This window comes from Mucilaginibacter kameinonensis (genome assembly GCF_003675385.1).
GTDB classification, from domain to species: domain Bacteria; phylum Bacteroidota; class Bacteroidia; order Sphingobacteriales; family Sphingobacteriaceae; genus Mucilaginibacter; species Mucilaginibacter kameinonensis.
The window spans coordinates 939478-964346 of record NZ_RCWZ01000001.1 but is presented as its reverse complement, the minus strand read 5'-3'; the positions used below and the strand labels follow the sequence as shown (position 1 = coordinate 964346).

The window sequence follows — 24869 nt, the reverse complement described above, 5'->3', positions numbered from 1 at the left end:
GTTTAAAACCGCCATTTTTTTAAATGAAAAGAAATATAGTGAAAGGGATAGGCCTAACGGCCATGTGTTTTTTTGCAGTGATCACGTCGGCTTCGGCGCAATCATTTCATCAGCTTACCGCCAATGATTTTTGGGGAACGCCGCGGGCTAATGCCGGCGGCGTTGTTGCTTATACAAACTGCACCATCGATTACCGCTACCAGGCCCGGCGTGAGGGCGGAGGCTACCGGCTCAATTTTAATATCAGGCTTATCCTCAATAATAACAAATCGTGGCTGGACAGGAGCCGGGTTAATACCCCGCAACAAATGACCGAGATATTAAAACACGAGCAAGGGCATTACACCATAGCCTTTTTAGAGCAGCAGGAGCTGTTACGCATAGTAAGCCGCACCCGCTTCAGCAATAACTACAACTACGAGGCTATGTCTATTTTTAACCGCATCGATGCCAAATACAAACAGCTCAATGCAGATTACGACGAAGATACGGTTCACATGACCGATCGTAAGCAACAGCATAGCTGGGATATGTATTTTCAGCAAAAGCTTAGGTTTTTGCCGGGAGATACGGAGAGTTGATTTTGAAATAGGCAATGCATGTTCAAGCGTCCTTGCTTGAGTCGTTAACCTATTCAAATAATTTGACAAAAGATTCTAAAATCCCCTCTTGAGAGGGGGCGCGGAGGAATGAGCGATAGCAGGGGTGTGTTTCTGCAATGGCTTATCAAAGCAGAAACACACCCCTACACCCCTCTCAAGAGGGGAATCGCACAGTCCCGCGCTTCTTACTGTTAGGCTAAGGCGTATAGCTTGGAGCATTGAACCTGCTTCCCTCTTCAAAACCTTACACTACGCCAACCAGCGAACTTTGCAGCAAGCCTGCAACCCGCCTATATTTGCTTTCATCACCATGACGGAGCAATCATCCAATACACATCGTAAAATTATCCATATTGATATGGATGCATTTTACGCGTCGGTTGAGCAGCGGGATTTTCCGGAATACCGGGGCAAGCCTTTGGTGGTGGGAGGCTTACCCGAAGGGCGCGGCGGCGTGGTTGCAACAGCAAGTTATGAGGCCAGGAAGTTTGGTATCCGGTCGGCCATGTCATCAAAAAAGGCTTTACAGCTTTGTCCGCATGCCTTGTTTGTACGTCCCCGGTTTAATGTTTACCGGGAAGTATCGCAACATATCCGTGAAATCTTCAGTCGCTATACAGATCTGATCGAGCCGCTTTCGTTGGATGAAGCTTATCTGGATGTAACTCATGATAAGCAGGATATTGGCTCGGCCATTGAGATAGCCAAACTCATTAAACAGGCTATTAAGGATGAGCTGCAGCTTACCGCCTCGGCAGGGGTATCTATTAATAAGTTTGTAGCTAAAATAGCATCAGATATCAATAAGCCCGATGGATTGAAGTTCATCGGCCCTTCAAGCATCGAAAACTTTATGGAGCAGCTACCCGTCGAAAAGTTTTTTGGCGTGGGTAAAGTAACTGCTCAAAAGATGAAACAAATGGGCCTGCATACCGGTGCCGATCTGAAACGGCTTGAAGAAAGTGAGCTTACCCGTCACTTTGGCAAAGTGGGCAAATTTTACTACCAGATAGTACGAGGTATCGATAACCGCGAAGTACAGCCACATCGCGAAACCAAATCACTGGGTGCCGAAGATACATTTGCTTATGATTTAACTACGCTTGAGGAAATGGAGGCCGAGCTCGATAAGATAGCGGTAACGGTACACAATCGCCTGCTTAAATACGAGTTGAAGGGCCGTACCATTACCCTTAAAGTAAAATATCATGATTTTAAACAGATCACCAGAAATCAATCGTTCCAAACGCCTGTCAACGATCTTGAAACCATCAGCAGTACTGCCAAACAACTCATCGCTGCTACCGGCGTTGACGATGTAAAAGTACGCCTGCTGGGTATCTCACTTTCAAACTTCGGCGGGCTGCAGGTTAAGCAGCGCGATGACCGCGAGCTTGGCCCCGGCGACCAGCTGGAACTGGAATTATAAAAAATGTTAAACTTCCGAACGGGATACCGCTTTATTATTAACCACCGTATACCACTTGGATAGCTTGTTCATCAACTCATCCAATTTTACGGGCTTGCTCAGGTAATCATTCATACCAGCCTGCAAACATTCCTGTTCGTCGCCGGTCATGGCATTAGCAGTAAGTGCTATAATAACCGGTTGTTTAACGCCATCCTTCCGGATAACCCGGGTAGCTTCCAGCCCATCCATAACCGGCATCTGCATATCCATTAATATCAATCCGTAGTCGTCCTGATACAGGGCTTCAATGGCGTCAATACCATTTTTAGCGATGCCTGGTTTATAGCCCATTTTGCTTAAAATATGCTTAATAACGTGCTGGTTAACCTCATTATCTTCGGCAATGAGAATCTTGAACGGATACTTATCACTAAAATCTACTGAAAGTTTTGCTTTAGCTTGTTTGTCTTCTGTTTGAGTGGAGCTATTTCTAAGCGCCATGAAAACTTGCTTACCAAGCACCTGCTGCTTGATGGGCTTATTCATGATAGATGTAAAGAGCGACCGCTGATCCTTTATAAAGTCTTCACCTACCGAGCTTAATAATATGATTGGTAAATGGCTATATCCTTCCTTGATCACCTTGGCCAGCATAGCGCCGTCCATCACCGGCATGTGCATATCGGTAATTACCAGTTCAATATCTTTACTTTTTTGGAGAATTACCAATGCCTCAGCAGCCGATTCGGCGGTTATGGCTTTAAGGTTCCAGTTATCAAACTGGCGTTCCAAAATAGAAAGATTGGTTTGGTTATCATCAACCACCAAAATTTTCTTCCCTTCTAATTCGCTAAGGTCAAAGCCAGATGTAAGCTGTTGCGATGCCTCACCTGGGTAGGCATTGATGGTAAAGGAAAACTTAGCCCCTACGCCCGGTAGGCTTTTAACCCCGATGGTTCCGCCCATGAGGGTCACCAGCTTCTGGCAAATTGCTAAACCCAGACCAGTGCCGCCGTATTTACGTGTGGTAGATGAATCAACCTGTGAGAACGCGCGGAACAAACGGTGCAGTTTATCTTTCGGAATACCGATGCCTGTATCCCAAACATCAAAGCCCAGTTTCAGCAAACCATCAGGTTGCCTTTCAATGCAACTTACCCTAATACCAACCTCTCCTTTTTCAGTAAACTTAATGGCGTTATTTACAAGATTGATAAGTACCTGTTTAAGGCGCAGTGGATCGCCAATAATGTTTGGAGAAATATCTTCTTCAATTTCATAAACCAGGTCGAGCCCCATTTGCCCGGCTTTAACGGCAAACATATCCATTACATCCTCAATGCTCTGCCTCAGGTTAAAATCGTCCTGTTCAAGATCAAGGCTGCCTGCCTCTATCTTCGAAAAATCAAGGATATTATTGATCACATGGATCAGCGTTTCACCGCAATTGATGATGGTTTCGGTAAACATCCGCTGCTCATCATTAAGCTCGGTTTCATTCAGCAAGGCCGACATACCGATAACCCCGTTCATAGGCGTACGGATCTCGTGGCTCATGGTAGCCAGGAAAATACTTTTCTCCTGGTTGGCCTGATCGGCCGCAAGGCGTGCTTTTTGAAGTTCGAGGTTTGAATGGTTCAGTTCTTTGTTTGCCGCAGCCAAAACCTCCTCGTTATGCTTACGCTCCAATGATAGCTGCGCTTCACGCTGCAGATCGGCCATTTGCAGGGTTTGCACAATTCTTAATTCGTTGTATTTGCGCAGCTGGTATGCCCACAGCCCGCATATAAACATGATTACCCCGGTAAGTAATACGTGGATAATGAATGTTTGAAGATCAAAATAATTGAGTTGGGTGAAAAATATATTACCAAACCCGATATCCTGCAAATAGCTAAAAGTAGCATGATGGATAATAACCACTATCAGCAGGGGGATCTGTAGTTTCCAGTTTTGATAAGTGATGAGTAGCGCGCTTGAAATAAAGGCAAAAAAGTGCATTTCAAACATGCCATGCATCTGGTAGATATACTGGGCCATAAAAATGCCAAGTACCGCAGCCAGCACATACTGATACAATGCTGATTGGGGCAGGGCTATTTTAGCGGTATAATAAGCCAGCAGACAAAGGCCGCCAACGCCACCAGCAATAAGCCAGGTATCGTAGAAGGAGGCCAGCGCCAAACCAACCGCAAAATGCACCGGCAGAAAGTAATCCATCAACCGGTCTGAGCGATCTTTGATCTCGGTTTGGAAGTTAATGTTATGAGCTATAGCTGCAGTCACTATTATTTGAACTAAGGGGTATGTTAATTATGACAATCGGGCAATCGACAGCCATATGATATTAGCGCCAATTTATTAAATGTGAGTCGGGTATTGTTACTAAGTAAACCGTTAATTGCTATTTTGGCAAAGCTCGTTTTATCATCGGTACAGTAACGGCTTATATTATAATTGCCACGATAGTATAATTTATTCTCAGTATCAATCAGCGCAACCTGTGGTGTAGAGTAAACACCGCAAGCTTCGGCAACGGAAGGGTCAAATATTACAGGCAGTTTCATGCCAAACTTGTCCTGAATCTCACTTTCGGTAAAATGCTTGCTGCTCATGATCACGATAGCGAAGTTCACCTGTCCGCGGTATTGCTCAACAATAGCTTTAAATTGTTTAATATTAAACCTTGAGCATGGGCAACCGGGGTTAAAAAAGTGCAGAAACAAAGGTTTGCTGTGGTCTTTAAAATGTCTTGGGTTGATGGAAACAACTGTACCTGATTTTACCGGTTTATAGTTTTCGGGTACCGGCGTAGGCAACTGATATTGCAACTCATTATACCAAAATAATGCGCCAACAATAGCAAGTAATAAAACAAGCCAACCAATAACTAACGTTTTCCTCATTGTGCCAAAGCCTTCTGCACATCACTCAAAATGAATAAAAAACTGCAAAAAACCACTTGTAAAAATAACGCTTTTTGGTGTATAAAAAACACTTCTTCAGCATTTTAAACATACAGGTTTTAAATCAACCTCCACTAAAGGGCACGTAATTTAACCTTTAATTTAATGACCAAAAAACCTTGCTTTTTACTTAATAGCCTGTTTCCGTTTTTCGGTAAGATAGCGGCGTAAAGGAATGTCATATACCTTCATAACAAGATAAGCAAATGCTACCAATACAATTAAACCGGGAATAATGATATATGCTAAGTGAAGAGCATCGGGTTTATGCGCCGCGAAATAATTACCAAACGCCCACATCACAGCATAGTGGGTCATGTATAAGGGATAGGAGATATTCCCCGAAAAAACACATATCTTACGTAAACCTTCATTAAGAACGGCACCTGCCCCCAGCGAAACCATTAACGGGAAGTAAATAATAACTATAAAAGGCTCGGTAAGCCAGTTCCATGATGAGAACGGTGACAGGAAAGCCAGCATCAATAAAATAGAAAGCCCGATAAAACCAAGCTTATTTTTGATGATGAGATTATAGCGGTAAACCAGTAAGCCCGCGGTAAAGGAATAAGCTATACGCACCCCACCATCCCAAAAAGTGCCGCCGCTCCAGCCGCCCATTAAATTACCTGAGTGGGCAGCCACATAGCAAATACCCACCGCCGAAATTGCAGCAAGGATAATGAGATAGCGCCTGTGAAGACGACAAAGTACAAGCGCATAAACAATGTTAGCTATATATTCCCAAAACAATGACCATGACGGCGCGTTAAAACCAAACAGGTTAAAATACCGCTCGTCCATCGTAGGGTTAGGAATCATTAATACCGAGCTAAGGAATAACAGCAATATACTCCCTGCACTCCGGGTTACAGCCTGGGTACTGAATGGATCAAACAAAAAGCTTAACAAACCCAATACGGATCCTATTACAACAAGCGGATGCAGCCTGATAAGCCTCGACTTAAAAAACTCCATAACCCCCATCTTTCCAATCCTGTCGTCATAAGCATAGCCAATTACAAAGCCCGAAAGACAAAAGAAAAAATCAACCGCCAGGAAACCATGACCTATAAAATCTTTGCTATAGTCGGTATATGCAATCTCCATAAAATGGAAGGTAACTACTGCTATTGCGGCTACGCCACGCAGGCCGTCAAGAATTTCAAAATGTTGCTTGGTTTTAAGGATTCCAGGATTTAGTTTTTCCATATTGATATTACTCAGGTTAGATGCAGGAACCTGATTTGCTAAATAAACAAAAATCTGCCGGATAAAGGGCCCACATTTTATGTTGACGAAAAAAATAAAAATATTTTTTGCCCGTTTTGTCCAATCTGCAAAACATGGTTGTCATTCGGTTTTAACAACATAAATTTTAAAACAAAATGGAAAAAAGATTGAGCATGTGGGAAAAAGGACAAAACGCCTTAAAACCATTATTTGGCATGGGAGCTTATATCAAAAAAGCATCAATTGAAGCATCCCTTCTTGAATTGGTAAATTTCAGGGTATCGCAAATTAATAAATGTGCTTTCTGCCTGGATATGCACTATAAAGACGCGCGTGCAAATGGCGAAACGGAACAACGTTTATACGGATTGAGCGCCTGGGAAGAATCGCCATATTATACAGATCGTGAAAGGGCTGCTTTTGCCTGGGCCGAGGCGGTTACCGCCTACCATGTAAGTGATGCAGTGTATGCTACCGCCAAAGCACAGTTTAGCGACGAAGAATTGATTGACCTGACTATGGCCGTTACAACCGTTAACACCTGGAACCGCATCAACCTGTCGTTCCCAAATACTCCGGGTACTTACCAGGTTGGTCAGTTTGCATAAACAACCTATATTAACAAATTAAAACATAGCCTTATGAATGAGTTTTTGTTAGTGATCCACAGGGATCTGAAAAGTAAGGATGCCAGCCCCTCGCCCGAGCAAATGCAGGCGGCAATCAAACCCTTCCAGGATTGGATAGGCGGCATCGCGGCCCAAAATAAACTGGTTGCTCCGCCTAAACGCTGGGATGGCGATGGCAGGGTGATCAAACAAAATACGGTTGTCAATGGCCCTTATGCCGAAATCAAGGAATCGATAGGCGGCCTGTTAATGATCAGGGCCGAAGATTATGACGATGCTGTTGAGATTGCCAAAGGCTGCCCGGTATTACAATGGGGAGCTACCGTTGAGGTACGAATGGCTGTGCCTACTGTATAAACCAAGAATGCCTTTGTACTTTTGCAAAGGCATTTTTATTTACCTATGCAACCTAAAGAGCTTTTACCTCACCTGTTCCGTACCGAGTATCGTAAAATAGTGGCAGTACTTTGCCGGCTTTTCGGTATTGAACACGTTGAAATTGCCGAAGATATTGTAAGTGATACTTTCCTGTCGGCCACCGAAAACTGGAGCCTGAAAGGTTTGCCCGACAATCCTACGGCCTGGCTTTACACGGTTGCAAAAAATAAAACCAAAAACTATCTGAAACGGGACACCATTTTTAAGCAAAAGCTTTCGCCCGAAATAAAATATACTACCGATAGTACCGGCGAAATAGAGATAGACCTATCCACCAAAAACATTGCCGATAGCCAGCTGGCCATGATGTTTACGGTTTGTAACCCAGCAATCTCCGACGAATCGCAGGTGGCGCTTACCCTTAATTTGCTTTGCGGTTTTGGGATCCAGGAAATCACCGATGCTTTTTTAGCAAACAAAGAGGTTATTTACAAGCGGATAAACCGCGCTAAGGAAAAATTAAAAGAGGCTGGCATCCAGATCAAGCAGCCAACCCTCAACGAGATAGGCAGCCGCCTGGAAATCGTTTTGACAACCATTTACCTGTTATTTTCTGAAGGATACTACTCTATCTCTCAAAACATCACACTCCGCCATGACCTTTGTGCCGAAGCTATGCGGCTCAATTATCAGCTTATCGAAAACCCGGCTACCAATACTCCCGCCGTGAACGCCCTGTTTGCATTAATGTGTTTCCACGCCTCACGCTTCGAGGCCCGCACTAATGATAACCGCACCATGATCCTGTATGAGGATCAGGACGAATCGCTTTGGGACAGGGATTTGATTAATAAAGGTATTTACCATCTAAACCAGGCATCAACCGGAACAGTTATCACTAAATACCACCTTGAAGCAGGTATTGCCTACTGGCATACCATTAAGGAAGATACGCCCGAAAAATGGGAAAATATTTTGCAGCTATATAACAACCTGCTTATTCTGGAATATTCGCCTATAGCCGCATTAAACCGCACCTTCGCCCTTGCCAAAACCAACGGCAAGCCCGCCGCGATAGCCGAGGCAGAAAAGCTGAATCTCAACAGTAACCATTTTTATTATTCACTGCTGGGTAATCTGTATATCGATGTGGATAATCAAAAAGCATTGCGGCATTACCAAACGGCCATGGAACTGGCTACGTCTGCAAATGATAAGGCTACAATGCAGAAAAACATCGAACAGCTTAGAAAAACCCTGAACAATCCGGGATAAACAGGTGGCAATAAGAACTTTGAGTTACATCGTTATCAATCTTTAATGAAGAAAAATACGATAAGTACAATAAAATTCCTCCCTAAAAAAATTTGGATAATAAAACTTAAATCACTTATCTTCGTTAAATACCAAAAAAGCAAGACTATGTAAGCTGCGGACTTATATAGTCTTGTTTGCTTTTATAAGCGTTGCGTCCTTTCTTAAAACAGGGAAGGGCGGTTTTTTTTGGATGACCAACAGAATGAATATTAATTAATTTTTGCGTTATGGCAGAGGTATCATACTATACTAAAGACGGTATAGAGAAATTAAAAGAGGAACTACAAAGATTAAAAACAACCGGCCGTGCCGATATATCAAAAGCTATTGCTGAGGCACGCGACAAAGGTGACCTTTCGGAAAATGCCGAGTACGACGCGGCAAAAGAAGCACAGGGCCTGCACGAGGCTAAAATAGCCCAGTTACAGGAAACATTAGCAAATGCCCGCCTGCTTGACGAATCAAAAATAGATACTTCAAAAGTGCTGGCTTTATCTGTTGTTAAGATTAAAAACCTTAAAAACGGTGCTACCATGAGCTACCAGTTGGTATCAGAGAGCGAAGCCGATCTGAAAACTGGCAAAATTTCAGTAGCATCACCAATAGCAAAAGGATTGCTTGGTAAAAAGGTTGGTGAAAAAACCGAGATCACCGTACCGGCAGGTAAAATTGAATTCGAAATCCTGGAGATAAGCAGGTAGTAATTTAGGTGAGTGGTTGATTAGGAGAATAGTTTTATTCCATTTTCATAATCAGCCACTTACTTTACAATATCCAACGAAACCACTCACCCAATCAACATAATCAACCACTCACCCAACAATGACCATCTTTTCAAAAATAGTTGCGGGCGAAATTCCTGCTTATAAAGTTGCGGAGAACGATGATTTTTTGGCTTTCCTGGATATTTTTCCGCTTACGGAAGGTCACCTGCTGGTAATCCCTAAAAAAGAGGTTGATTACCTTTTTGATCTGGACGATGAAACCTATACCGGCTTACAGCTATTTGCAAAAAAGGTAGCTATGGGCTTAAAAGAGGCCGTTCCTTGTCCGCGGGTTGGTGTAGCGGTTATGGGCCTGGATGTACCACACGCGCATATCCATCTTATCCCGATGAATGATATGAGCAGTATCAACTTTTCGCTCCCTAAGCAAAAATTCACACCGGAGCAATTTAATGCCACCGCCGATAGGATCAGGCAGGCCATTGGATAATAATTGAAAGAGTTTTAATAAAAAAAGCCGCACCATAATATAAATGACGCGGCTTTTTCATTGATGGTTATAGTGAAAACCTCATCACCTGGTGAGTGGGTAGCTCCTATGGAGCAAAAAATGGGATTGTCTTTTTCTAAAAACAGGTAGCCTCTACGAGGCAATCTGCCGCTTTAATAAATCCCCCTCACTCTATGAGGCGGTTTGTTGCTTTAAACACGCCTCTCTTTCTATCACTTATTACTTGATTCCAGTAAATTCTTAATGACTAAATGGGTTAGGCGAAGCAATAGGCATAGATTGTATCAAGTTAAAAATGCCCCATTAGGGGCTGCCTGTTTGTAGAAAAACACATAAATAAAATCATTTGCCTCGTAGAGGCTACCCCTCGAAAGAAAGGGTACCAAAATTCAATCCATCAAATCTTTGAAAACATATCGCTCGTCATATTGTACTGAATAATCTTTTAAAATATCCAAATACTCTTCCTTGAACGATCTTTTCAGATGATGCTGCTTCTGATTTAAAATATACTTTACCACAGCATCAATTTGCGAATTACTGTTGCTAAAAGCTCCGTATCCTTCCTGCCATTGAAATTTGCGTGGTGTATATCTCTCTTTGTTTATAAACTCTGAACTATCTCCTTTTACAAGACGTATCAATTCAGAAATGGATTGATTGGGATTTAGTCCTACAAAAAGATGAAGATGATCTGATACAGAATTTACAGCGATAAGCTTATGGCCATTGTTTTGAACAATCCCTGTTATATAACGGTGAAGACTGACTTCCCACTCCTGATTTATAACAGCCTGGCGGTATTTTACCGCAAAAACAAAGTGAATATATAGTTGAGTATAGGTATTAGGCATATCCAAATATAATATCTGGATACGCCTTTAACAACCTTGTATTTAAAACTCTATGTGAGCCCGTAACGATAGCACATTTACAGGCCCCCTGTCTTTATTATATGCGGGGTTCAGCAAAAACTGGTAACCTGGGGTGATCCAGAATTTCTTTTGATAGGCGTTTATTTTATAATCAAGTTCGGCAATAAACTCGGTGCCATAGTTTAGCTTACCATCACCAATGATAAATCCGTAACCGCCGGCAGCGAGATAATCTCTGTGGGCGTTTGAGATGCCGTTAGCCACAAAAGCCAGGCCCAGCTCATCGTCACCACGACTCCAGGAGGTACCTTTAAGTACGCCGCCAAAGCTTAGCGAGCGGTCAATTTCGGTGAAATACCAGGTTTCGGTTTTGCCGTTATTGTAGCTTACTTTAGCAAATACGCCAAAATCTTTTGTTAAATATTGGTCGGCACTGATACCGAAACCATATTTGTGCCTGCCCCAGGCTTGCGTAGTATCAACATTAGGAGCAGTTGGACTAAGGGCGATGGCCTGGCGATAATCACCCATTTTTCCGTTATTGCGGAAACCGAGGATTCTAACAGTGCCTTTTTGTCCGTTAAGCGTATATCGTTTTTCGTATTCTAATGTCTGGGTGTTGGCTTTACCTATTTTCTGATCCCAAATGGCGCCGTTAGCTGTGGTGGTAGACATAGTGAAGGCGAAGCGCAAGGTCCAGTTTGGTTGTCCTAATTCGGTATGTACACCTAAAACGTAACCACGGGTATTGGCCGGGTAATCCCAGGCCCCGTTGTCCATTAAACTCCAGTTCATGAACTGCGTACGCGGATCATGGCTAAATTCATTGCCGTCATAAAAATCGGCCATGCCGAATTTACCTACAGTAATCGAAAAATAGCGTTTGCTTTTTAAGCCTGCCAACTGGTTGGCATCATCGCTGATGGTATCTTTTTCTTTTCCCCATTCAAAATTTTGGGTAAAATATAAACGGGCGATATAGATCTTAGGCTCGGCGCCACCTACGCGAAAAGTTTCGCCGTTAGGAAAACCGGCAGCACCCAAAGTTTTGCTCAGGCCCGAACCACCGGAAAGCTCCGGGTTGAAATAAGCCTCGGCACCTTTCCAAAGCCTTGCACCACCAAAAAGTGTGGTGGTAATGGAGCTTTGTGTTTCTTCGCCGGTAAGCAAGCTGTTATTGCCCGTATAGTCAGCATGGAATGATGGCTTGTACTGGGTAATTGTAGTTTGTTGGAAGTGAAAATTAAAGCGCTGTTGTTTAACGGTATCCTGGCCAAAAGCAAGGCCCGCAATTAAAACAGGTATTATAGTAAGTATAAGTTTCTTCATGGGGTATCAAAATTTGGCGCAAAAGTAAGCTTTCGCGTTAACTATGAACCACATTCTGCAAAAAACTGTTTCAAATAATCTTCCATAAAGGCGTGCCTTTGCGCGGCAATCGCTTTCCCCGTGGGGGTATTCATCTTATCCTTAAGCAAAAGCAACTTCTCGTAAAAATGATTGATGGTAGGGGCTGTAGTATTTTTGTACTCCTCTTTGGTCATGTTAAGATTGGGCTCAATTTCCGGGTTATACAGTTCCCGACCTTTGAAGCCACCATAGGTAAAGGCACGGGCAATACCAATAGCGCCAATGGCGTCAAGCCTGTCGGCATCTTGTACAACCTCTAGCTCGGGCGAATGGAAGGATTTTTCATCAAAGCTTGCTTTGAATGACATATGCCTGATGATCTGCTGTACATGTTCAATAATACCGGCATCAACATCCATGCTTTGCAGGTAATTACCGGCAGTACGCGGACCAATCTCTTCATCGCCGTTATGAAACTTGCTGTCCGCAATATCATGCAGCAAAGCAGCAAGTTCAACTACAAGCTGATCAGTTTTTTCTGTTTGGTTGATGAGTTTTGCGTTTGTCCAAACGCGATGAATGTGCCACCAGTCGTGGCCGCCTTCGGCATTCTTGAGGGTATCGCGTACAAAATCAACAGTTGCGGCAATCAGTTTATCGTGTTCCATCTTTTGCAAAGATACTAAGCAAAAGATGGAACAGCAGGATTGTTTATAAAACCTTAGGCCGCAGCTGTTTTTTCTGTATTTATAAGTCCGGCAACTTCAACTTCTAAAATTGAAGCTATCTGGAATAGCCTTTCAACGGTTATTTTTGTATAACCTAATTCTATTTTACTGTAGGCATTTTGCGATATACCTAACTTGGCCGCAAGGTATTCCTGGGTATAATTTAGCCCTTCCCTGGTATGCCTGATGTTAGCGGCTATGGCCTTGATCTTAAAATTTAGCATATCTTTCATCCAAATATTTTTTAGTTCAACTATAACTAACGAGAATAATTGAAGCCCGGATTTCAGATTTTGTAAAAAAATGTCAGTTCGCCCGCCGGGATGCAAGAGATTTTTTTAGGTTTTAATTAAAAGTAAATGCCAATTATGACATTCCAAGTATATTAACGAAAAAAACGAAGTCCTGGTTTTAATTAAAAGTATATTTTTTTAAATGTTTTTTTTTACAAAAAAAGCGACGAGCCTATGGGGCCCATCGCTTCAAAGTATTTGTTAGTTTCTATATCTATACTACTCGCTTAAATCGTAGCTAACCGTTACTGTGGGTAATAGCGTAGCGGTTTCCAGCGGAACCTGATTGTAAGATATGATAGGCCTCCGTTTGCTGTAATAATCAAAGGCGGCCTTCATGGTAGCATTACTGGTATTTGCAGGGGCATTAAAGTTAATGGCAAACGGCAAAATAAAATCATGCAGTTTTTCATGATCAGGAATGATCCACTTGTGATTTGATTTTTTTAACGCATCAATAATGGGCACTACCAGTATAGCATCATCGGCATAGTAAACGATGATCTTTTTAATAGTGCCTTTATCATCAGCAGTAAATTTAAACACAGCCGTGCCGGTAGCTTTCTTTTTAATGATCTCGGGTGATACCACAAGACTATCTTTAAAAAAGCGCGACATGATAGGACTGCCACCCTGAAATGGAAATGCTAATTGTGTTTGTGCCTTAACTAATACCGATGATAAAACAAGTGTTATAAATAACAGGATCTTTTTCATTTAATTTTCTTCTTTTGGTTCGCGTTTGCTGCCCAGGTACAACTCGTACTCAAACAGGCGGCAATCAAGCTTACCATTATAAAATTCAATTTTGCGGGCAGCTTTCAGGCCTATCTTCTTGGCCAGGTCTGGATTGCCCGTAAAAACATAACCATCATACCCAAGGCATTTCTTTTTCATAAAATCGCCCATACGCTTATAGGTAATCTCCAGTTTTGTGTGCACACCCAAACGCTCGCCGTATTCAGGGTTAAACATCACTACGCCTGGTTGCTCAGGCACCTCGGTATCTTCAAAGTCACAAACGGCAAAATCAATTAAATGTTCTACACCGGCTGTCCTGGCATTTTTTCGGGCAATATCAACCGCATCTTCCGAAATATCGGAGGCTATGATCTTAAAGCCGGTTTCCTTTTTTGCTTTATCTTTTAAAGTACGGCGTTCCGCAAAAAACACGGTTTCGTCATAACCTAAAATGTGCATAAAGGCATAGTTCATCCTGAACAAACCTGGTGATTTATCTGTAGCCAGCAATGCGGCCTCAATGGCCAGCGTACCCGAACCACACATGGGGTTAATGAAAGTGCTCTTCATATCCCATTTAGTAGCCATGATGGTTGATGCTGCCAGAGCCTCCAGCATAGGTGCCTTACCCGGTATTTTACGGTAACTGTGCTTGGCCAGTGTTTCGCCGGATGTATCCAGGAAAATTTCGGCACGATCATCCTGCCAATACAGGTGTACCACAGCTTTATTAACCTCCGGGCCCGAATCCGGCCTGATACCTTTGACAGACTTAATCCTGTCAACAATGGCGTCCTTTACCTTTACGTTAGCAAACAATGGGGTAAGGATGTGCTCGTTATTTACGTTTGATGATACCGAAAAATAGCCGGTAAAATCAATGAGCTTTTCCCACTCAATGGTTACCAGCTCATCGTAAAGCTCTTTGGGATCGCGGGCGGTAAACGTTTTTAACGAATACAGGACCTGGCTTGCGCAGCGCAGGTTCAGGTTAAGCGGAATGGTATCTGTAACGGTTCCTTTTAGTTCGACCCCGGTGGGGAAAACGCGGACCGGCTCATAGCCTAAAGCTTCAACCTCCCTTTGCAGGTAAGGCGAAAGCCTTTTGTTACATGTAATTATGATTTTACTTTCGGTGTGGAAAACTTGCATATTAATTCGGCAAAATTAAGAATTAAAAAGCCCCTATTTTAATTTCTTAACTATTAACTTTACATTTTTAAATTATTTGAAGACTAATTATGGAAGTTAAAGGTAAGGTACATGAAGTGTCGGCCACTCAGCAAGTAACCGATTCACTTAAAAAACGCGAACTTATACTTGAATATATTGAGAATCCTCAATACCCTGAATATTTAAAGTTTGAGGCTATCCAGGATCGTTGCAATTTACTTGATAACGTTAAGATTGGAGATGACGTAGAGGTTTCTTTTAATCTTAAAGGCCGTCCGTGGACAGATAAAATGGGCAAGAAAAGCTATTTCAATTCATTGCAATTATGGAGGGTTACTCCGCTTGCAGCAGCTAACAACGCGTCTGCTGCTCCGCAATACGCTGCTCCTTCAGCAGATATCAGCTCATCAGCAGATGATGACGATCTGCCATTCTAATAAAGCAATACAGATATTTCAAAAGGCCCTTATCAAGGGCCTTTTGTTGTTTATGAACATTTTGTTAATAAACCTCGTTTTAAAGCCTACCTAAAGCTATTGAAATAATAAAATATTAAGCAACAGAGTTTTAAACTTAAATCGCATTTGTTAAATTTTGTTAAATGCAATTTTTGTGTACCTATTTCAGATAATTTTGCTTGTTAATAAATGAAAAAGAGGAGCATAGGATTAATTATTGGGTTGATGGGGTTCGCGCTTTTGGGCGTGATGGCTATGCAATTTTATTTTCTGAGGCAGGCGTATCAAATGCAATCCGACTCGTTTGACCGCCAGGTACGGGAAGCCATGAATAACGTGGTTGATAAAGTGACCCGCCAGGATGCCAACAACTTTCTGAAAACTAAAACTCAGCAAACCACCATCAGTACCGAAAACGAGGAACCCGGTGTCAATACCATAAAAGTTATTGGTGATAAAGCAAGAAAGCATTCATCTGCCCGCGAAAAACGGATTGCTTTGCTGCGCGATAGTTTACAGCGCATGATCCAGCGTAAAAAAATGGATGATGAGCTTAACGGCTTACTGCAAACAGAAGGCACCGTTGACTTCAAAGTGCATGTTGAAGAATACACCGACGAATTTGGCGTAGTGCATGAGCAGCTAACCCCCGAAATTGTACATACCCGTATAACCCGCCGTATAACCCAACCCAAAAAGCTTCATAAATACGATACACTGAGGTATGTTTATGTAGATCCTCAGTTTGGTAAGCAAATGATTTCGGTGCCGCGCATAAACCCATTATGGGTGCAGGAGCAAACCCGTAAACAAAAGGAAAGGCAGTTTCAGCAGATCAAAAAACTGGTTGAAAGTGATTCGGTTGAAAAAGCCAACGATGCAGGGGCTAAACCTACTGTTATTGAAAACCTGGCCGAGGAATACCGCAAATCGGGCGAGCCGCTGAATAAACGGATCAATCCTTTTTGGATAGATTCCTTGTTGCGCTTTGAGCTGCACAACAAAGGCATTTATCTACCTTTTAGCTATGAGGTTACAACGGCCAACAGCGATTCATTGATATTCTCGAACGCCAGCGACAATCAGGGCGAAAAGCTACCGGTATTTGTTGCGGCCAATACCTATCAAACCCCTATTTTCACCAAAGAGGTGATCAATGACCCGGGAAAGATCAGGCTTTCGTTTCCGCAAAAAAACTCATTGATATTGCGCAATATGACCGCTACCATGGCCACAACCGGCGGCCTTACCATGGTGCTCATCCTTTGCTTCGGTTATACCATTTTTTCGATACTGAGGCAGAAAAAGATCTCAGAAATGAAGATCGATTTCATCAATAACATGACCCACGAGTTTAAAACTCCGGTATCAACCATTATGATAGCCAGTGAGGCTTTAAGGGACAATGAAATTGCCGAAGATAAAAACCGTGTAGCGCGCTTAGCCAATATCATTTTTGAGGAAAACGCGCGTTTAGGCAGCCATATTGAAAGGGTATTAAATATAGCCCGCATTGAACGTAACGACTTCAAACTGGAGAAAAAACCGGTTGATGTTAACGAAATGGTCAGCGTTGTACTTGATAGCATGGCACTTAAGCTGCAGAAATGCAATGCTAAAACCACCCTACATCTCGATGCCGAAAATGCCTACATCATTGCCGATGAGCTGCATTTTTCAAATGTACTATATAACCTTGTTGATAACGCCATTAAGTACAGCAATGAAGAGCCCGATATAACCATAAGTACGTTTGTTAAAAGCGGACAAGTTGTTATCAAGGTAGCCGACAAGGGTATAGGTATGAGCCGCGATCAGCAATCAAAAATATTTGAACAGTTTTATCGCATCCCTACCGGTAATGTGCACAACGTTAAGGGCTTTGGTTTGGGCTTAAGCTATGTAAATACTATAGTTAAGCGCCTGAATGGTACAATAAGCGTAAAATCAGAGAAAGAAAAAGGCTCGGAGTTTGAGCTGAAGTTTGCGATAGCGTAAGCGCAGTCGGAAAGTCGGTTTGTCCGAAAGTCCGTAAGATAAACTCAGACTCCTGGCTCAACATACACAAAGAACTTACGGACTTTCCGACATCGGATTTCCGGACTAAAACGAACAATCTTCCGGACTTTCGGACATCCCGACTTTCGGACTTGAAAATATATGAAGAAAATACTACTGGTTGAGGATGATGCCAATTTGGGCTTGTTACTACAGGATTACCTGCAATTGAAAGGTAAGTTTGACGTGGTTTTATGTAAGGATGGCGAAGAAGGTTTGCGGGCCTTCACCAAACAAACATATGACCTATTGATACTGGATGTGATGATGCCTAAAAAAGATGGTTTCACGCTTGGCAAGGATATTCGTAAAATCAATGCCCAGGTGCCTATCATTTTTGCCACGGCCAAAGGGATGATAGAGGATAAAACCCAGGCTTTTAATTTGGGTGGCGATGATTATATCACCAAGCCATTCCGCATTGAAGAACTGCTGCTGCGTATAAATGCTCTTTTAAAACGTACCGACAATACCGGCAAAAAAGAAGAGGAAAAACAAACCTCCTTCAAAATCGGGAAATATACATTTGATTATACCACCCAGATGATCACGATTGGCGATGCACAGCAAAAGCTTTCAACCAAGGAGGCCGAACTACTGCGCTTGTTATGTGTACATAAAAACGAAGTGCTAACCCGCGAAGAAGCCCTGCTCAACATCTGGCATGATGATAATTATTTTAATGGCCGCAGTATGGATGTTTTCCTGAGCAAGATCCGTAAATATTTAAAGGATGACTCCAACGTTGAGATCATTAACGTTCATGGCCGGGGATACAAGCTGCTGATCAATTAAAATTAGCAGCTACATTTCATCTGAAATATCCTCGCCAAAATGGATAATATTCCCGTTGTTATCCAAAATACTGAACTCTTTTGTTTTCCAGGGACGGATTTGCAAATCGGCATTAGGGTGTACTATACCAAGCGGCTTATACTCGACATAAAGCTTGTCTACCTCTGTTACAAAAATGTAGCAGCCTGTATTTTTGGCTATCTCCGGGTTGCTGCACGGCCATAAATGGATAAACAGGTTATCACGGTTCATAATGAGATAACCATCCCAGCTTGCATTAAAAGTAAAACCAAGCTTTTCGGTATAAAACTTAACTGTCTCTTCCTCATTGAGTGAAGCCAGAACAGGAATCGCGGTCTTAAGCATAACTGACAATTTATGTACATAAATGTATAAGGTCGTTTACATTTTTCAATTCCCAAACCTTAATCTCCAATAATTAACGGCTGCAAAAAATCACTCCTACTTCCCTGAGGCAATTTCTCAAACGCCTTATTTAAGTCATTCATAAAGAATTATTTAAGACCAAATGTCGCATCCGTTTTGCGGCAACCGTAATAAATAATTATAAACCTCTTAGTGTAACACGATTAATACAGTTGCTTTAACGTATTAGCAAGCGGACGTTTGGTAATTAATTGAAAGTCATGTAAATTTCATTTTTATAAAAAGCCTAAATGATTAAAACTATACTCGCGGTCTTAATTATCACATCAAGCCTACTTGCAAATGGCGATGTTCGTGCGCAAACAACAATAGATAGCACCGGCTTAAGCCATGTAATTGCTAAATACAACACTACCATCGATCAACAGTCACATTTGTATAACGGCCCGGAGTACGAGTTTTATGATCCCTTAATCAAAGGCAACGCATACGTTTTTGACGTTAAAACTTTTTCGCCGGGTAATGTAAACTATAACGGCGCATTGTACAATAACATCCCTATGATGTATGATATCAACAAGGACGTTGTTGTAACGCTGCTATATAATCATTTTACAAAAATCTCTTTATTAAACACATGGGTTCCGGAGTTTTGGCTGCTTAACCATCATTTTGTACGTATCAATTCCGACTCGACGGGGAAGGCCGCTCTCACTACCGGTTTTTATGATCAGTTGTACAAGGGGGCCAATACACAGATCCTTGCACGAAGAGAAAAAAGCATTCAAACCGCTGCCGGCAGTAACAACGTAGAGTCATTTTTTCGCGAATCAAAAAGCTATTACGTAAAAAAAGGAGCCAATTATTCAAGTTTTGGCAGTAAAGGTGCACTACTGGACATCTTCAAGGATAAAAAGAAGGAGTTGCGGCAATATATCAAAACAAACAATATTGACTTTAGCGAAAACTTCGAACAGGCCATAACCAGCGTAGCCTCCTATTACGATCATTTAACTAATTAGTGTATTGCCCCCCGTCCGTCAGCGTAGGCGGTGGCAACATTACATTTAAAATATACGGCAGAAAAACAAAATAACCGGATGAAAAAAATTTACCTTCTAAGTTTCTGTTTTTTGATTTTAATTAAACTGAGCTACGCCCAGCAAGGCCAGGTAAAATCAATAAGTGTAAACTTTCAGCAAGCTACCATTGAGCAGTTTGTAACAGAACTGGAAGCAAAATCAGGCTATCATTTTTTTTACGATGCAACGCAGTTCGACAGCCTAAAAGTAACCTTGCAGGTAACCGACAAACCTATTGAAACCATATTAAATCAGGCTTTTAAAAACACCGGATTCAGCTTTGCCATTAAACAGCAACAGGTGTTTTTAACCAAGGGGCGCGAAATACAAACCGGCCTTGCCGTGGGCTATTTTGGCATTACAGCTGCCAATGCTACTGCAGCCAACATAAGCGTATCTCCCGCCAATGCCGATATAGATAAGGATAAAAAGATTCCCGAAGCAACCACCGAAAACAAGTTGTATGAAATAGGGATCAAAACCAATACCATTGAACCTGGCACGGCAACACTATCGGGATATATAAAGGAAGCAAAATCGGGCGAATCGGTAACGGGGGCCAGTATCTATGTTACCAATACAAAAACCGGCGTAGCTACCGATCAGTTTGGTTACTTCACCATCAAATTACCCAAAGGCCGGCAGGTGTTGAGTGTAAGAGGTATTGGCATGCGCGATACCCGCAGGCAAATCATCCTGTATTCGGACGGTAAAATTGTTATTGAAATGCAGGAGCAGGTTACCAGCCTGAAAGAGGTAAAAATATCTGCCGAAAAGGTAGCCAACGTGCGCAACGTACAATTGGGTGTAAACCGGCTCGACATTAAAAGCATTAAGCAGGTGCCAACCGTATTTGGCGAGGCTGATATATTAAGAGTAGTACTTACCCTCCCCGGTGTTCAATCGGTAGGTGAAGCTACAACAGGCTTTAACGTACGCGGCGGCTCTGCCGATCAGAACCTGATCCTGATGAATGATGCCACCATCTATAACCCATCGCACTTCTTCGGTTTCTTTTCGTCATTTAACCCGGATATTGTTAAAGACATCGAACTGTATAAAAGCAGCATCCCCGAAAGGTTTGGCGGGCGTCTGTCTTCTGTATTAGACGTAACTAACCGGGAGGGAAATAAAAAGAAATTTACCGGATCGGCAGGTATTGGCTTAATCACCAGCAGGCTTAATGTTGAAGGACCTATCATTAAAGATAAAACCTCGTTCTCCTTTGGTGGCCGTACCACTTATTCTGATTGGCTCCTTAAACTACTGCCCGATGCTTATAAACATAGCTCGGCCTCATTTTATGACCTCAACCTGGATATAAGCCATCAGATTGACGATAAAAACAATCTGTACTTAACCAGCTATCTGAGTAAGGATAAATTCAAGCTTAACAGCGATACCGCTTATAGCTATAGCAACAGGAACATCAACCTTAAATGGAAGCATAATTTTAACAATAAGCTGTTCAGTGTTATCATGGCTGGGCTTGACCGGTACCAATATGATATTTCAAGTGCCGATAACCCGGTGAATGCTTACAAGCTAAACTTTGATATTAACCAAACTAATTTTAAAACCGACTTTACTTATTACCTCAACCGTAAAAACACTGTCGACTTTGGTTTAAGTTCCATTTACTATAAACTCCACCCAGGCAACTTCCAGCCGCTTGGCACACAATCATTAGTTGCGCCTGATGTTGTTGCCGCGCAACAAGCACTGGAAAGCGCTTTATATCTTGGTGATAAGTTTGACGTAACCGAGGACCTGTCAATCAGCGGAGGTATCAGGTACTCCATTTATAATTACCTTGGGCCGCAAACGGTTTACAACTACGCGCCCAACCTGCCTAAAACAAGCACCAACCTTTTGGATAGCACCAATTACTCGAGCGGTAAGTTTATCAAAACCTATTCGGGCCCAGAGATCAGGCTTTCGGCCAGGTACCAGTTGGGCGATAATTTGTCCATAAAAGGTGGCTATAATACGCTCAGGCAGTACATTCACTTGTTATCAAATACAACAGCTATATCTCCTACCGATGTTTGGCAATTAAGCGATCCTAACATTAAACCTCAATATGGCGACCAGGTATCTCTGGGGCTTTACCGTAACTTGAAATCAAACACCATCGAAACATCTGTTGAGGTGTATTACAAGCGATTAAGGGATTATCTTGATTACAAGAGCGGGGCAAACCTGGTGTTAAACCATCACATCGAAACAGATGTAATAGGCACACAAGGCAAAGCGTACGGCATTGAGTTTTTAATAAAAAAGGCTACCGGTAAAGCCAACGGCTGGATCAGCTATACCTACTCGCGCACATTCCTGAGGCAAAACGATCCCAATGCAGGCGATCTGATCAATGGCGGGGCCTATTACCCGGCAAACTTTGATAAACCACACGATTTTAATTTTATTGGTAATTACAGGTTTTCGCACAGGTTTAGCGTTTCGCTGAATGTTACCTATAGCACTGGGCGGCCTATAACCCTGCCTATTGCCAAGTACGAATATGGTGGCTCCGAGCGGGTATTCTATTCGGACAGGAACCAGTACCGCATCCCGGATTACTTCAGGTCGGATTTTTCAATGAATATTGAGGGCAATCACAAGGTACATCAGTTAACGCACAACTCATTTACCATAGGCGTGTACAACTTAACGGGCAGGCAAAACGCATATTCAACATTCTTTACCGAACAGGGCGGGGCTATTAACGGCTATAAGCTATCCATTTTTGCCAAGCCAATTCCGTTTATTAACTACAATATAAGGTTTTAACTATAGTGATGATTACAGGAAGAAGATATTTATTGTTGTTTTTGTTACCAGGCATCGTTTTTATTGCCTGCAAAAAGCCTTATAACCCTAAAGTTGTAGATGCCCCAAACAGTTATTTGGTTGTGGAGGGCGTGATCAATAACGGCAGCGACTCTACCATAGTACGATTAAGCAAAACAGTCAATATTTCGGGCAATGCCCAAACAAGCGGGGTTGATAATTGCACGGTATCGGTTGAAGGCGAGGGCGGAGGTACATATACGCTTATCCCCCAGGGCAGCGGAATATATGCCATAACAGGACTTAGCCTTGATGTATCAAAAAAATATAGGTTACATATCCTTACCAACGACAGTAAAGAATATGCTTCAGACTATGTGGAAGTAAAAAAGACTCCGCCAATTGACAGCCTTGGGTTCAATATCAAAAACAATAACCTGCAGCTTTATGCCAACACGCATGATGCCACAAACAATACCAGGTATTACCGTTGGAGTTTTGAAGAAACCTGGCGTTTTCATTCCAAATACCAGTCTGCGTATATGGTTGACCCAACCAAGAAAGGGGTTGTTGTACGGCCTCCCAGCGAAAGTAGTTATTACTGCTTTGCCGGCGATAAATCAAGCTCAATAGTTATAGGCTCATCGGCAAAGTTATTGCAGGATGTGATATATCAGCAACCTCTTACAACCATAGCATCCACTTCCGAAAAAATTGAATTACGTTATACCATTTTGCTGAAGCAATATGCCTTAACAAAAGAGGCCTACCAGTTTTGGGAAAACTTAAAGAAAAACACAGAGCAATTAGGAAGCATTTTTGATGCCCAGCCTTCGCAATTAACCGGTAACATTCATAACCTGAAAGACCCGGCCGAACCCGTAATTGGCTACATCAGTGCTACCAATATCCAATCAAAACGGGTGTTTATTGATAATGCGGACATCCCGCATGATTGGGCACCGACATATCCGTATGATTGTGGGCCTCCCGATTCTGCTCTTTATGTTAACCCCAAAACAAAGCAAAATGACGTACTTAATATCATAGTTAACGGAAATGCAATACCGCTACTTGAGATAACCCAAAAGCTGGATATAATTGGTTTTACTTATTCAACAATTGAATGTTCCGATTGCAGGATCAGAGGACGGGTGCAAGCCCCTTCTTTTTGGATTGAGAGAAAATGAAGCGATTTAAAAGATACATTTTTTACGCGGCGCTGTTAATGCTGTTTGTATGGGGATGTAAAAAACCATATAATCCGGGCATTGTGGGCAGCCCTAACCATTACCTGGTGGTTGAAGGTGTAATAAATACCGGCAATGATTCAACGATCATAAGGCTCAGCAAAACTGTAAATATATCCGGCAATGTGAATTCGATGATTATTGATAATGCCGTTGTTTCTGTTGAAGCCGAAGATGGCGCCAGTTATAATCTTCAGTCTGCGGGCAATGGCAATTATATTTCAACAGGGTTAAATCTCAATGCATCAAAAAGATACCGACTGCATATTAATATTGATAACAGTACAGAATATGCATCTGATTATGTAGTGGCAAAAGCCAACCCTCCAATTGATAGTATAGGCTTTAATATAAAAAACAATCAGGTAAATATCTATGTAAACACACATGATGCTACTAATAACACCCGATACTATCGGTGGAGCTTTGACGAGACATGGCGGTTTCATTCCAAATACCTATCTACCTACATCGTTGATAACAGTATTCACAAGATCGTATTCAGAACACCGGCACAGCTTAACTATTATTGCTTTGCAGGTGATAGGTCGACTTCAATTGTTTTAAGCTCATCCATAAAACTTTCGCAGGATGTTATATTCCAGGCGCCAGTTACCACAATTGACGCCACATCCGAAAAAATTGAAAAACGGTATACCATTTTATTGAAGCAATACGCCTTAACCAAAGAAGCTTATCAGTTTTGGGAAAACCTAAAGAAAAACACCGAACAGTTAGGAAGCATATTTGACGCCCAGCCATCGCAGTTAACCGGCAATATCCATAATCTTAAAGATCCAAAAGAGCCTGTTATTGGCTATGTAAGCGTAACCAACATACAGGTTAAACGAGTATTTATTGACAATCTTGATTTGCCATGGGACTGGACAGCAAAATATCCTTACGATTGCGGACCTATTGATTCAAACTACTTCGTTGATCCGCACACGATGTCCAATACGGTTAACAGCAACATTATTTTTGGAGGCGCAATACCGGTAGACCCTATTTTGATAGGAGGCAATCTCGTTGGTTACACATCTTCAACAGTGCCTTGCGTGGATTGTACCATTAGGGGAGTTGTTAAAGCACCTTCGTTTTGGAAAGATAGATAAAT

General features: G+C 42.2%; 24 protein-coding genes. 14 read left to right on the top strand and 10 right to left on the bottom strand.

The annotated features are described in order from the left end of the window. The first annotated feature begins 23 nt into the window (after positions 1-23). Both EAH55_RS04370 and dinB read left to right on the top strand, forming a co-directional pair. Positions 24-581, top strand: coding sequence for a DUF922 domain-containing protein (locus EAH55_RS04370; protein WP_121808606.1), 558 nt, complete (start codon positions 24-26; stop codon positions 579-581). A 331-nt stretch (positions 582-912) separates the two neighbouring features. Then, positions 913-2031 (top strand): DNA polymerase IV, encoded by a 1119-nt coding sequence (gene dinB, locus EAH55_RS04365; RefSeq protein WP_121808605.1) that lies wholly within the window; start codon positions 913-915, stop codon positions 2029-2031. Between the two features lie 6 nt (positions 2032-2037). Here dinB and EAH55_RS04360 read toward each other — a convergent pair whose 3' ends face one another. From EAH55_RS04360 to EAH55_RS04350, 3 genes are all read right to left on the bottom strand, one after another. Then, complete coding sequence (locus tag EAH55_RS04360) at positions 2038-4299, bottom strand: response regulator (protein WP_121808604.1); 2262 nt, start codon at positions 4297-4299, stop codon at positions 2038-2040. A 23-nt stretch (positions 4300-4322) separates the two neighbouring features. Beyond that, positions 4323-4919, bottom strand: a complete 597-nt coding sequence (locus tag EAH55_RS04355; RefSeq protein WP_121808603.1) for a DUF6436 domain-containing protein — start codon at positions 4917-4919, stop codon at positions 4323-4325. A gap of 186 nt (positions 4920-5105) precedes the next feature. After that, positions 5106-6191, bottom strand: coding sequence for an acyltransferase family protein (locus EAH55_RS04350; protein WP_121808602.1), 1086 nt, complete (start codon positions 6189-6191; stop codon positions 5106-5108). A gap of 176 nt (positions 6192-6367) precedes the next feature. On the opposite strand from EAH55_RS04350, the gene EAH55_RS04345 reads away from it, so the two are divergent. The 5 genes from EAH55_RS04345 to EAH55_RS04325 all read left to right on the top strand — a co-directional run bounded on the left by EAH55_RS04345 (position 6368) and on the right by EAH55_RS04325 (position 9751). Continuing rightward, a complete protein-coding gene (locus tag EAH55_RS04345) occupies positions 6368-6820 on the top strand; it encodes a carboxymuconolactone decarboxylase family protein (protein WP_121808601.1) in 453 nt (150 codons plus the stop codon). A gap of 33 nt (positions 6821-6853) precedes the next feature. Beyond that, a complete protein-coding gene (locus EAH55_RS04340) occupies positions 6854-7198 on the top strand; it encodes a YciI family protein (protein ID WP_112570919.1) in 345 nt (114 codons plus the stop codon). Between the two features lie 45 nt (positions 7199-7243). Further along, entirely contained in the window at positions 7244-8494 is a 1251-nt protein-coding gene (locus tag EAH55_RS04335) for an RNA polymerase sigma factor (protein ID WP_121808600.1), read from the top strand. A 269-nt stretch (positions 8495-8763) separates the two neighbouring features. After that, complete coding sequence (gene greA / locus EAH55_RS04330; protein ID WP_112570923.1) at positions 8764-9237, top strand: transcription elongation factor GreA; 474 nt, start codon at positions 8764-8766, stop codon at positions 9235-9237. Positions 9238-9358: 121 nt separating this feature from the next. Beyond that, positions 9359-9751 (top strand): HIT family protein, encoded by a 393-nt coding sequence (locus tag EAH55_RS04325; protein ID WP_121808599.1) that lies wholly within the window; start codon positions 9359-9361, stop codon positions 9749-9751. 410 nt (positions 9752-10161) lie between these two features. Here EAH55_RS04325 and tnpA read toward each other — a convergent pair whose 3' ends face one another. The 6 genes from tnpA to EAH55_RS04295 form a co-directional block, all read right to left on the bottom strand. Next, positions 10162-10626, bottom strand: coding sequence for an IS200/IS605 family transposase (gene tnpA / locus EAH55_RS04320; protein ID WP_121808598.1), 465 nt, complete (start codon positions 10624-10626; stop codon positions 10162-10164). Between the two features lie 42 nt (positions 10627-10668). Beyond that, positions 10669-11976: a carbohydrate porin gene (locus EAH55_RS04315; RefSeq protein WP_121808597.1), complete on the bottom strand. Its 1308-nt coding sequence runs from the start codon at positions 11974-11976 to the stop codon at positions 10669-10671. Between the two features lie 41 nt (positions 11977-12017). Next, positions 12018-12665 carry an HD domain-containing protein gene (locus tag EAH55_RS04310; protein ID WP_112570931.1) on the bottom strand — a complete coding sequence of 216 codons (648 nt, stop codon included), beginning with the start codon at positions 12663-12665 and terminating at the stop codon, positions 12018-12020. A gap of 53 nt (positions 12666-12718) precedes the next feature. Further along, entirely contained in the window at positions 12719-12958 is a 240-nt protein-coding gene (locus EAH55_RS04305) for a helix-turn-helix domain-containing protein (protein ID WP_112571546.1), read from the bottom strand. A gap of 279 nt (positions 12959-13237) precedes the next feature. Beyond that, a complete protein-coding gene (locus EAH55_RS04300) occupies positions 13238-13735 on the bottom strand; it encodes a hypothetical protein (RefSeq protein WP_112570933.1) in 498 nt (165 codons plus the stop codon). Then, positions 13736-14911, bottom strand: coding sequence for a THUMP domain-containing class I SAM-dependent RNA methyltransferase (locus EAH55_RS04295; RefSeq protein ID WP_121808596.1), 1176 nt, complete (start codon positions 14909-14911; stop codon positions 13736-13738). It lies immediately after the preceding gene. Positions 14912-15000: 89 nt separating this feature from the next. Here EAH55_RS04295 and EAH55_RS04290 point away from each other — a divergent pair, with 89 nt between their 5' ends. The 3 genes from EAH55_RS04290 to EAH55_RS04280 all read left to right on the top strand — a co-directional run bounded on the left by EAH55_RS04290 (position 15001) and on the right by EAH55_RS04280 (position 18243). Further along, positions 15001-15369, top strand: a complete 369-nt coding sequence (locus EAH55_RS04290) for a DUF3127 domain-containing protein (protein ID WP_112570937.1) — start codon at positions 15001-15003, stop codon at positions 15367-15369. Positions 15370-15579: 210 nt separating this feature from the next. Then, positions 15580-17388 carry a sensor histidine kinase gene (locus EAH55_RS04285; RefSeq protein ID WP_121808595.1) on the top strand — a complete coding sequence of 603 codons (1809 nt, stop codon included), beginning with the start codon at positions 15580-15582 and terminating at the stop codon, positions 17386-17388. A gap of 162 nt (positions 17389-17550) precedes the next feature. Continuing rightward, the gene (locus EAH55_RS04280; protein WP_112570941.1) at positions 17551-18243 is read left to right on the top strand and encodes a response regulator transcription factor; all 693 of its coding nucleotides are present in this window, start codon (positions 17551-17553) and stop codon (positions 18241-18243) included. 9 nt (positions 18244-18252) lie between these two features. On the opposite strand, the gene EAH55_RS04275 is transcribed toward EAH55_RS04280, so the two are convergent. After that, complete coding sequence (locus tag EAH55_RS04275; RefSeq protein WP_121808594.1) at positions 18253-18609, bottom strand: bleomycin resistance protein; 357 nt, start codon at positions 18607-18609, stop codon at positions 18253-18255. A 311-nt stretch (positions 18610-18920) separates the two neighbouring features. Between EAH55_RS04275 and EAH55_RS04270 the strand changes: the two genes are divergently transcribed. The 4 genes from EAH55_RS04270 to EAH55_RS04255 all read left to right on the top strand — a co-directional run bounded on the left by EAH55_RS04270 (position 18921) and on the right by EAH55_RS04255 (position 24867). Beyond that, entirely contained in the window at positions 18921-19652 is a 732-nt protein-coding gene (locus EAH55_RS04270) for a hypothetical protein (RefSeq protein ID WP_121808593.1), read from the top strand. A gap of 78 nt (positions 19653-19730) precedes the next feature. After that, positions 19731-22502: a TonB-dependent receptor gene (locus EAH55_RS04265; protein ID WP_121809027.1), complete on the top strand. Its 2772-nt coding sequence runs from the start codon at positions 19731-19733 to the stop codon at positions 22500-22502. A gap of 8 nt (positions 22503-22510) precedes the next feature. Further along, positions 22511-23692, top strand: a complete 1182-nt coding sequence (locus EAH55_RS04260) for a DUF4249 domain-containing protein (RefSeq protein WP_121808592.1) — start codon at positions 22511-22513, stop codon at positions 23690-23692. Further along, positions 23689-24867 (top strand): DUF4249 domain-containing protein, encoded by a 1179-nt coding sequence (locus EAH55_RS04255; protein ID WP_121808591.1) that lies wholly within the window; start codon positions 23689-23691, stop codon positions 24865-24867. Before EAH55_RS04260 ends, EAH55_RS04255 begins: the two co-directional genes overlap by 4 nt. Positions 24868-24869: the final 2 nt, after the last annotated feature.

Bases quoted from the DNA above. Each gene is read 5' to 3' on its own strand.
- EAH55_RS04370 (WP_121808606.1), top strand. From the start codon at position 24: ATGAAAAGAAATATAGTGAAAGGGATAGGCCTAACGGCCATGTGTTTT.
- dinB (WP_121808605.1), top strand. From the start codon at position 913: ATGACGGAGCAATCATCCAATACACATCGTAAAATTATCCATATTGAT.
- EAH55_RS04355 (WP_121808603.1), bottom strand. From the start codon at position 4,919: ATGAGGAAAACGTTAGTTATTGGTTGGCTTGTTTTATTACTTGCTATT.
- EAH55_RS04350 (WP_121808602.1), bottom strand. From the start codon at position 6,191: ATGGAAAAACTAAATCCTGGAATCCTTAAAACCAAGCAACATTTTGAA.
- EAH55_RS04345 (WP_121808601.1), top strand. From the start codon at position 6,368: ATGGAAAAAAGATTGAGCATGTGGGAAAAAGGACAAAACGCCTTAAAA.
- EAH55_RS04340 (WP_112570919.1), top strand. From the start codon at position 6,854: ATGAATGAGTTTTTGTTAGTGATCCACAGGGATCTGAAAAGTAAGGAT.
- EAH55_RS04335 (WP_121808600.1), top strand. From the start codon at position 7,244: ATGCAACCTAAAGAGCTTTTACCTCACCTGTTCCGTACCGAGTATCGT.
- greA (WP_112570923.1), top strand. From the start codon at position 8,764: ATGGCAGAGGTATCATACTATACTAAAGACGGTATAGAGAAATTAAAA.
- EAH55_RS04325 (WP_121808599.1), top strand. From the start codon at position 9,359: ATGACCATCTTTTCAAAAATAGTTGCGGGCGAAATTCCTGCTTATAAA.
- tnpA (WP_121808598.1), bottom strand. From the start codon at position 10,626: ATGCCTAATACCTATACTCAACTATATATTCACTTTGTTTTTGCGGTA.
- EAH55_RS04315 (WP_121808597.1), bottom strand. From the start codon at position 11,976: ATGAAGAAACTTATACTTACTATAATACCTGTTTTAATTGCGGGCCTT.
- EAH55_RS04310 (WP_112570931.1), bottom strand. From the start codon at position 12,665: ATGGAACACGATAAACTGATTGCCGCAACTGTTGATTTTGTACGCGAT.
- EAH55_RS04305 (WP_112571546.1), bottom strand. From the start codon at position 12,958: ATGAAAGATATGCTAAATTTTAAGATCAAGGCCATAGCCGCTAACATC.
- EAH55_RS04300 (WP_112570933.1), bottom strand. From the start codon at position 13,735: ATGAAAAAGATCCTGTTATTTATAACACTTGTTTTATCATCGGTATTA.
- EAH55_RS04295 (WP_121808596.1), bottom strand. From the start codon at position 14,911: ATGCAAGTTTTCCACACCGAAAGTAAAATCATAATTACATGTAACAAA.
- EAH55_RS04290 (WP_112570937.1), top strand. From the start codon at position 15,001: ATGGAAGTTAAAGGTAAGGTACATGAAGTGTCGGCCACTCAGCAAGTA.
- EAH55_RS04285 (WP_121808595.1), top strand. From the start codon at position 15,580: ATGAAAAAGAGGAGCATAGGATTAATTATTGGGTTGATGGGGTTCGCG.
- EAH55_RS04280 (WP_112570941.1), top strand. From the start codon at position 17,551: ATGAAGAAAATACTACTGGTTGAGGATGATGCCAATTTGGGCTTGTTA.
- EAH55_RS04275 (WP_121808594.1), bottom strand. From the start codon at position 18,609: ATGCTTAAGACCGCGATTCCTGTTCTGGCTTCACTCAATGAGGAAGAG.
- EAH55_RS04270 (WP_121808593.1), top strand. From the start codon at position 18,921: ATGATTAAAACTATACTCGCGGTCTTAATTATCACATCAAGCCTACTT.
- EAH55_RS04265 (WP_121809027.1), top strand. From the start codon at position 19,731: ATGAAAAAAATTTACCTTCTAAGTTTCTGTTTTTTGATTTTAATTAAA.
- EAH55_RS04260 (WP_121808592.1), top strand. From the start codon at position 22,511: ATGATTACAGGAAGAAGATATTTATTGTTGTTTTTGTTACCAGGCATC.
- EAH55_RS04255 (WP_121808591.1), top strand. From the start codon at position 23,689: ATGAAGCGATTTAAAAGATACATTTTTTACGCGGCGCTGTTAATGCTG.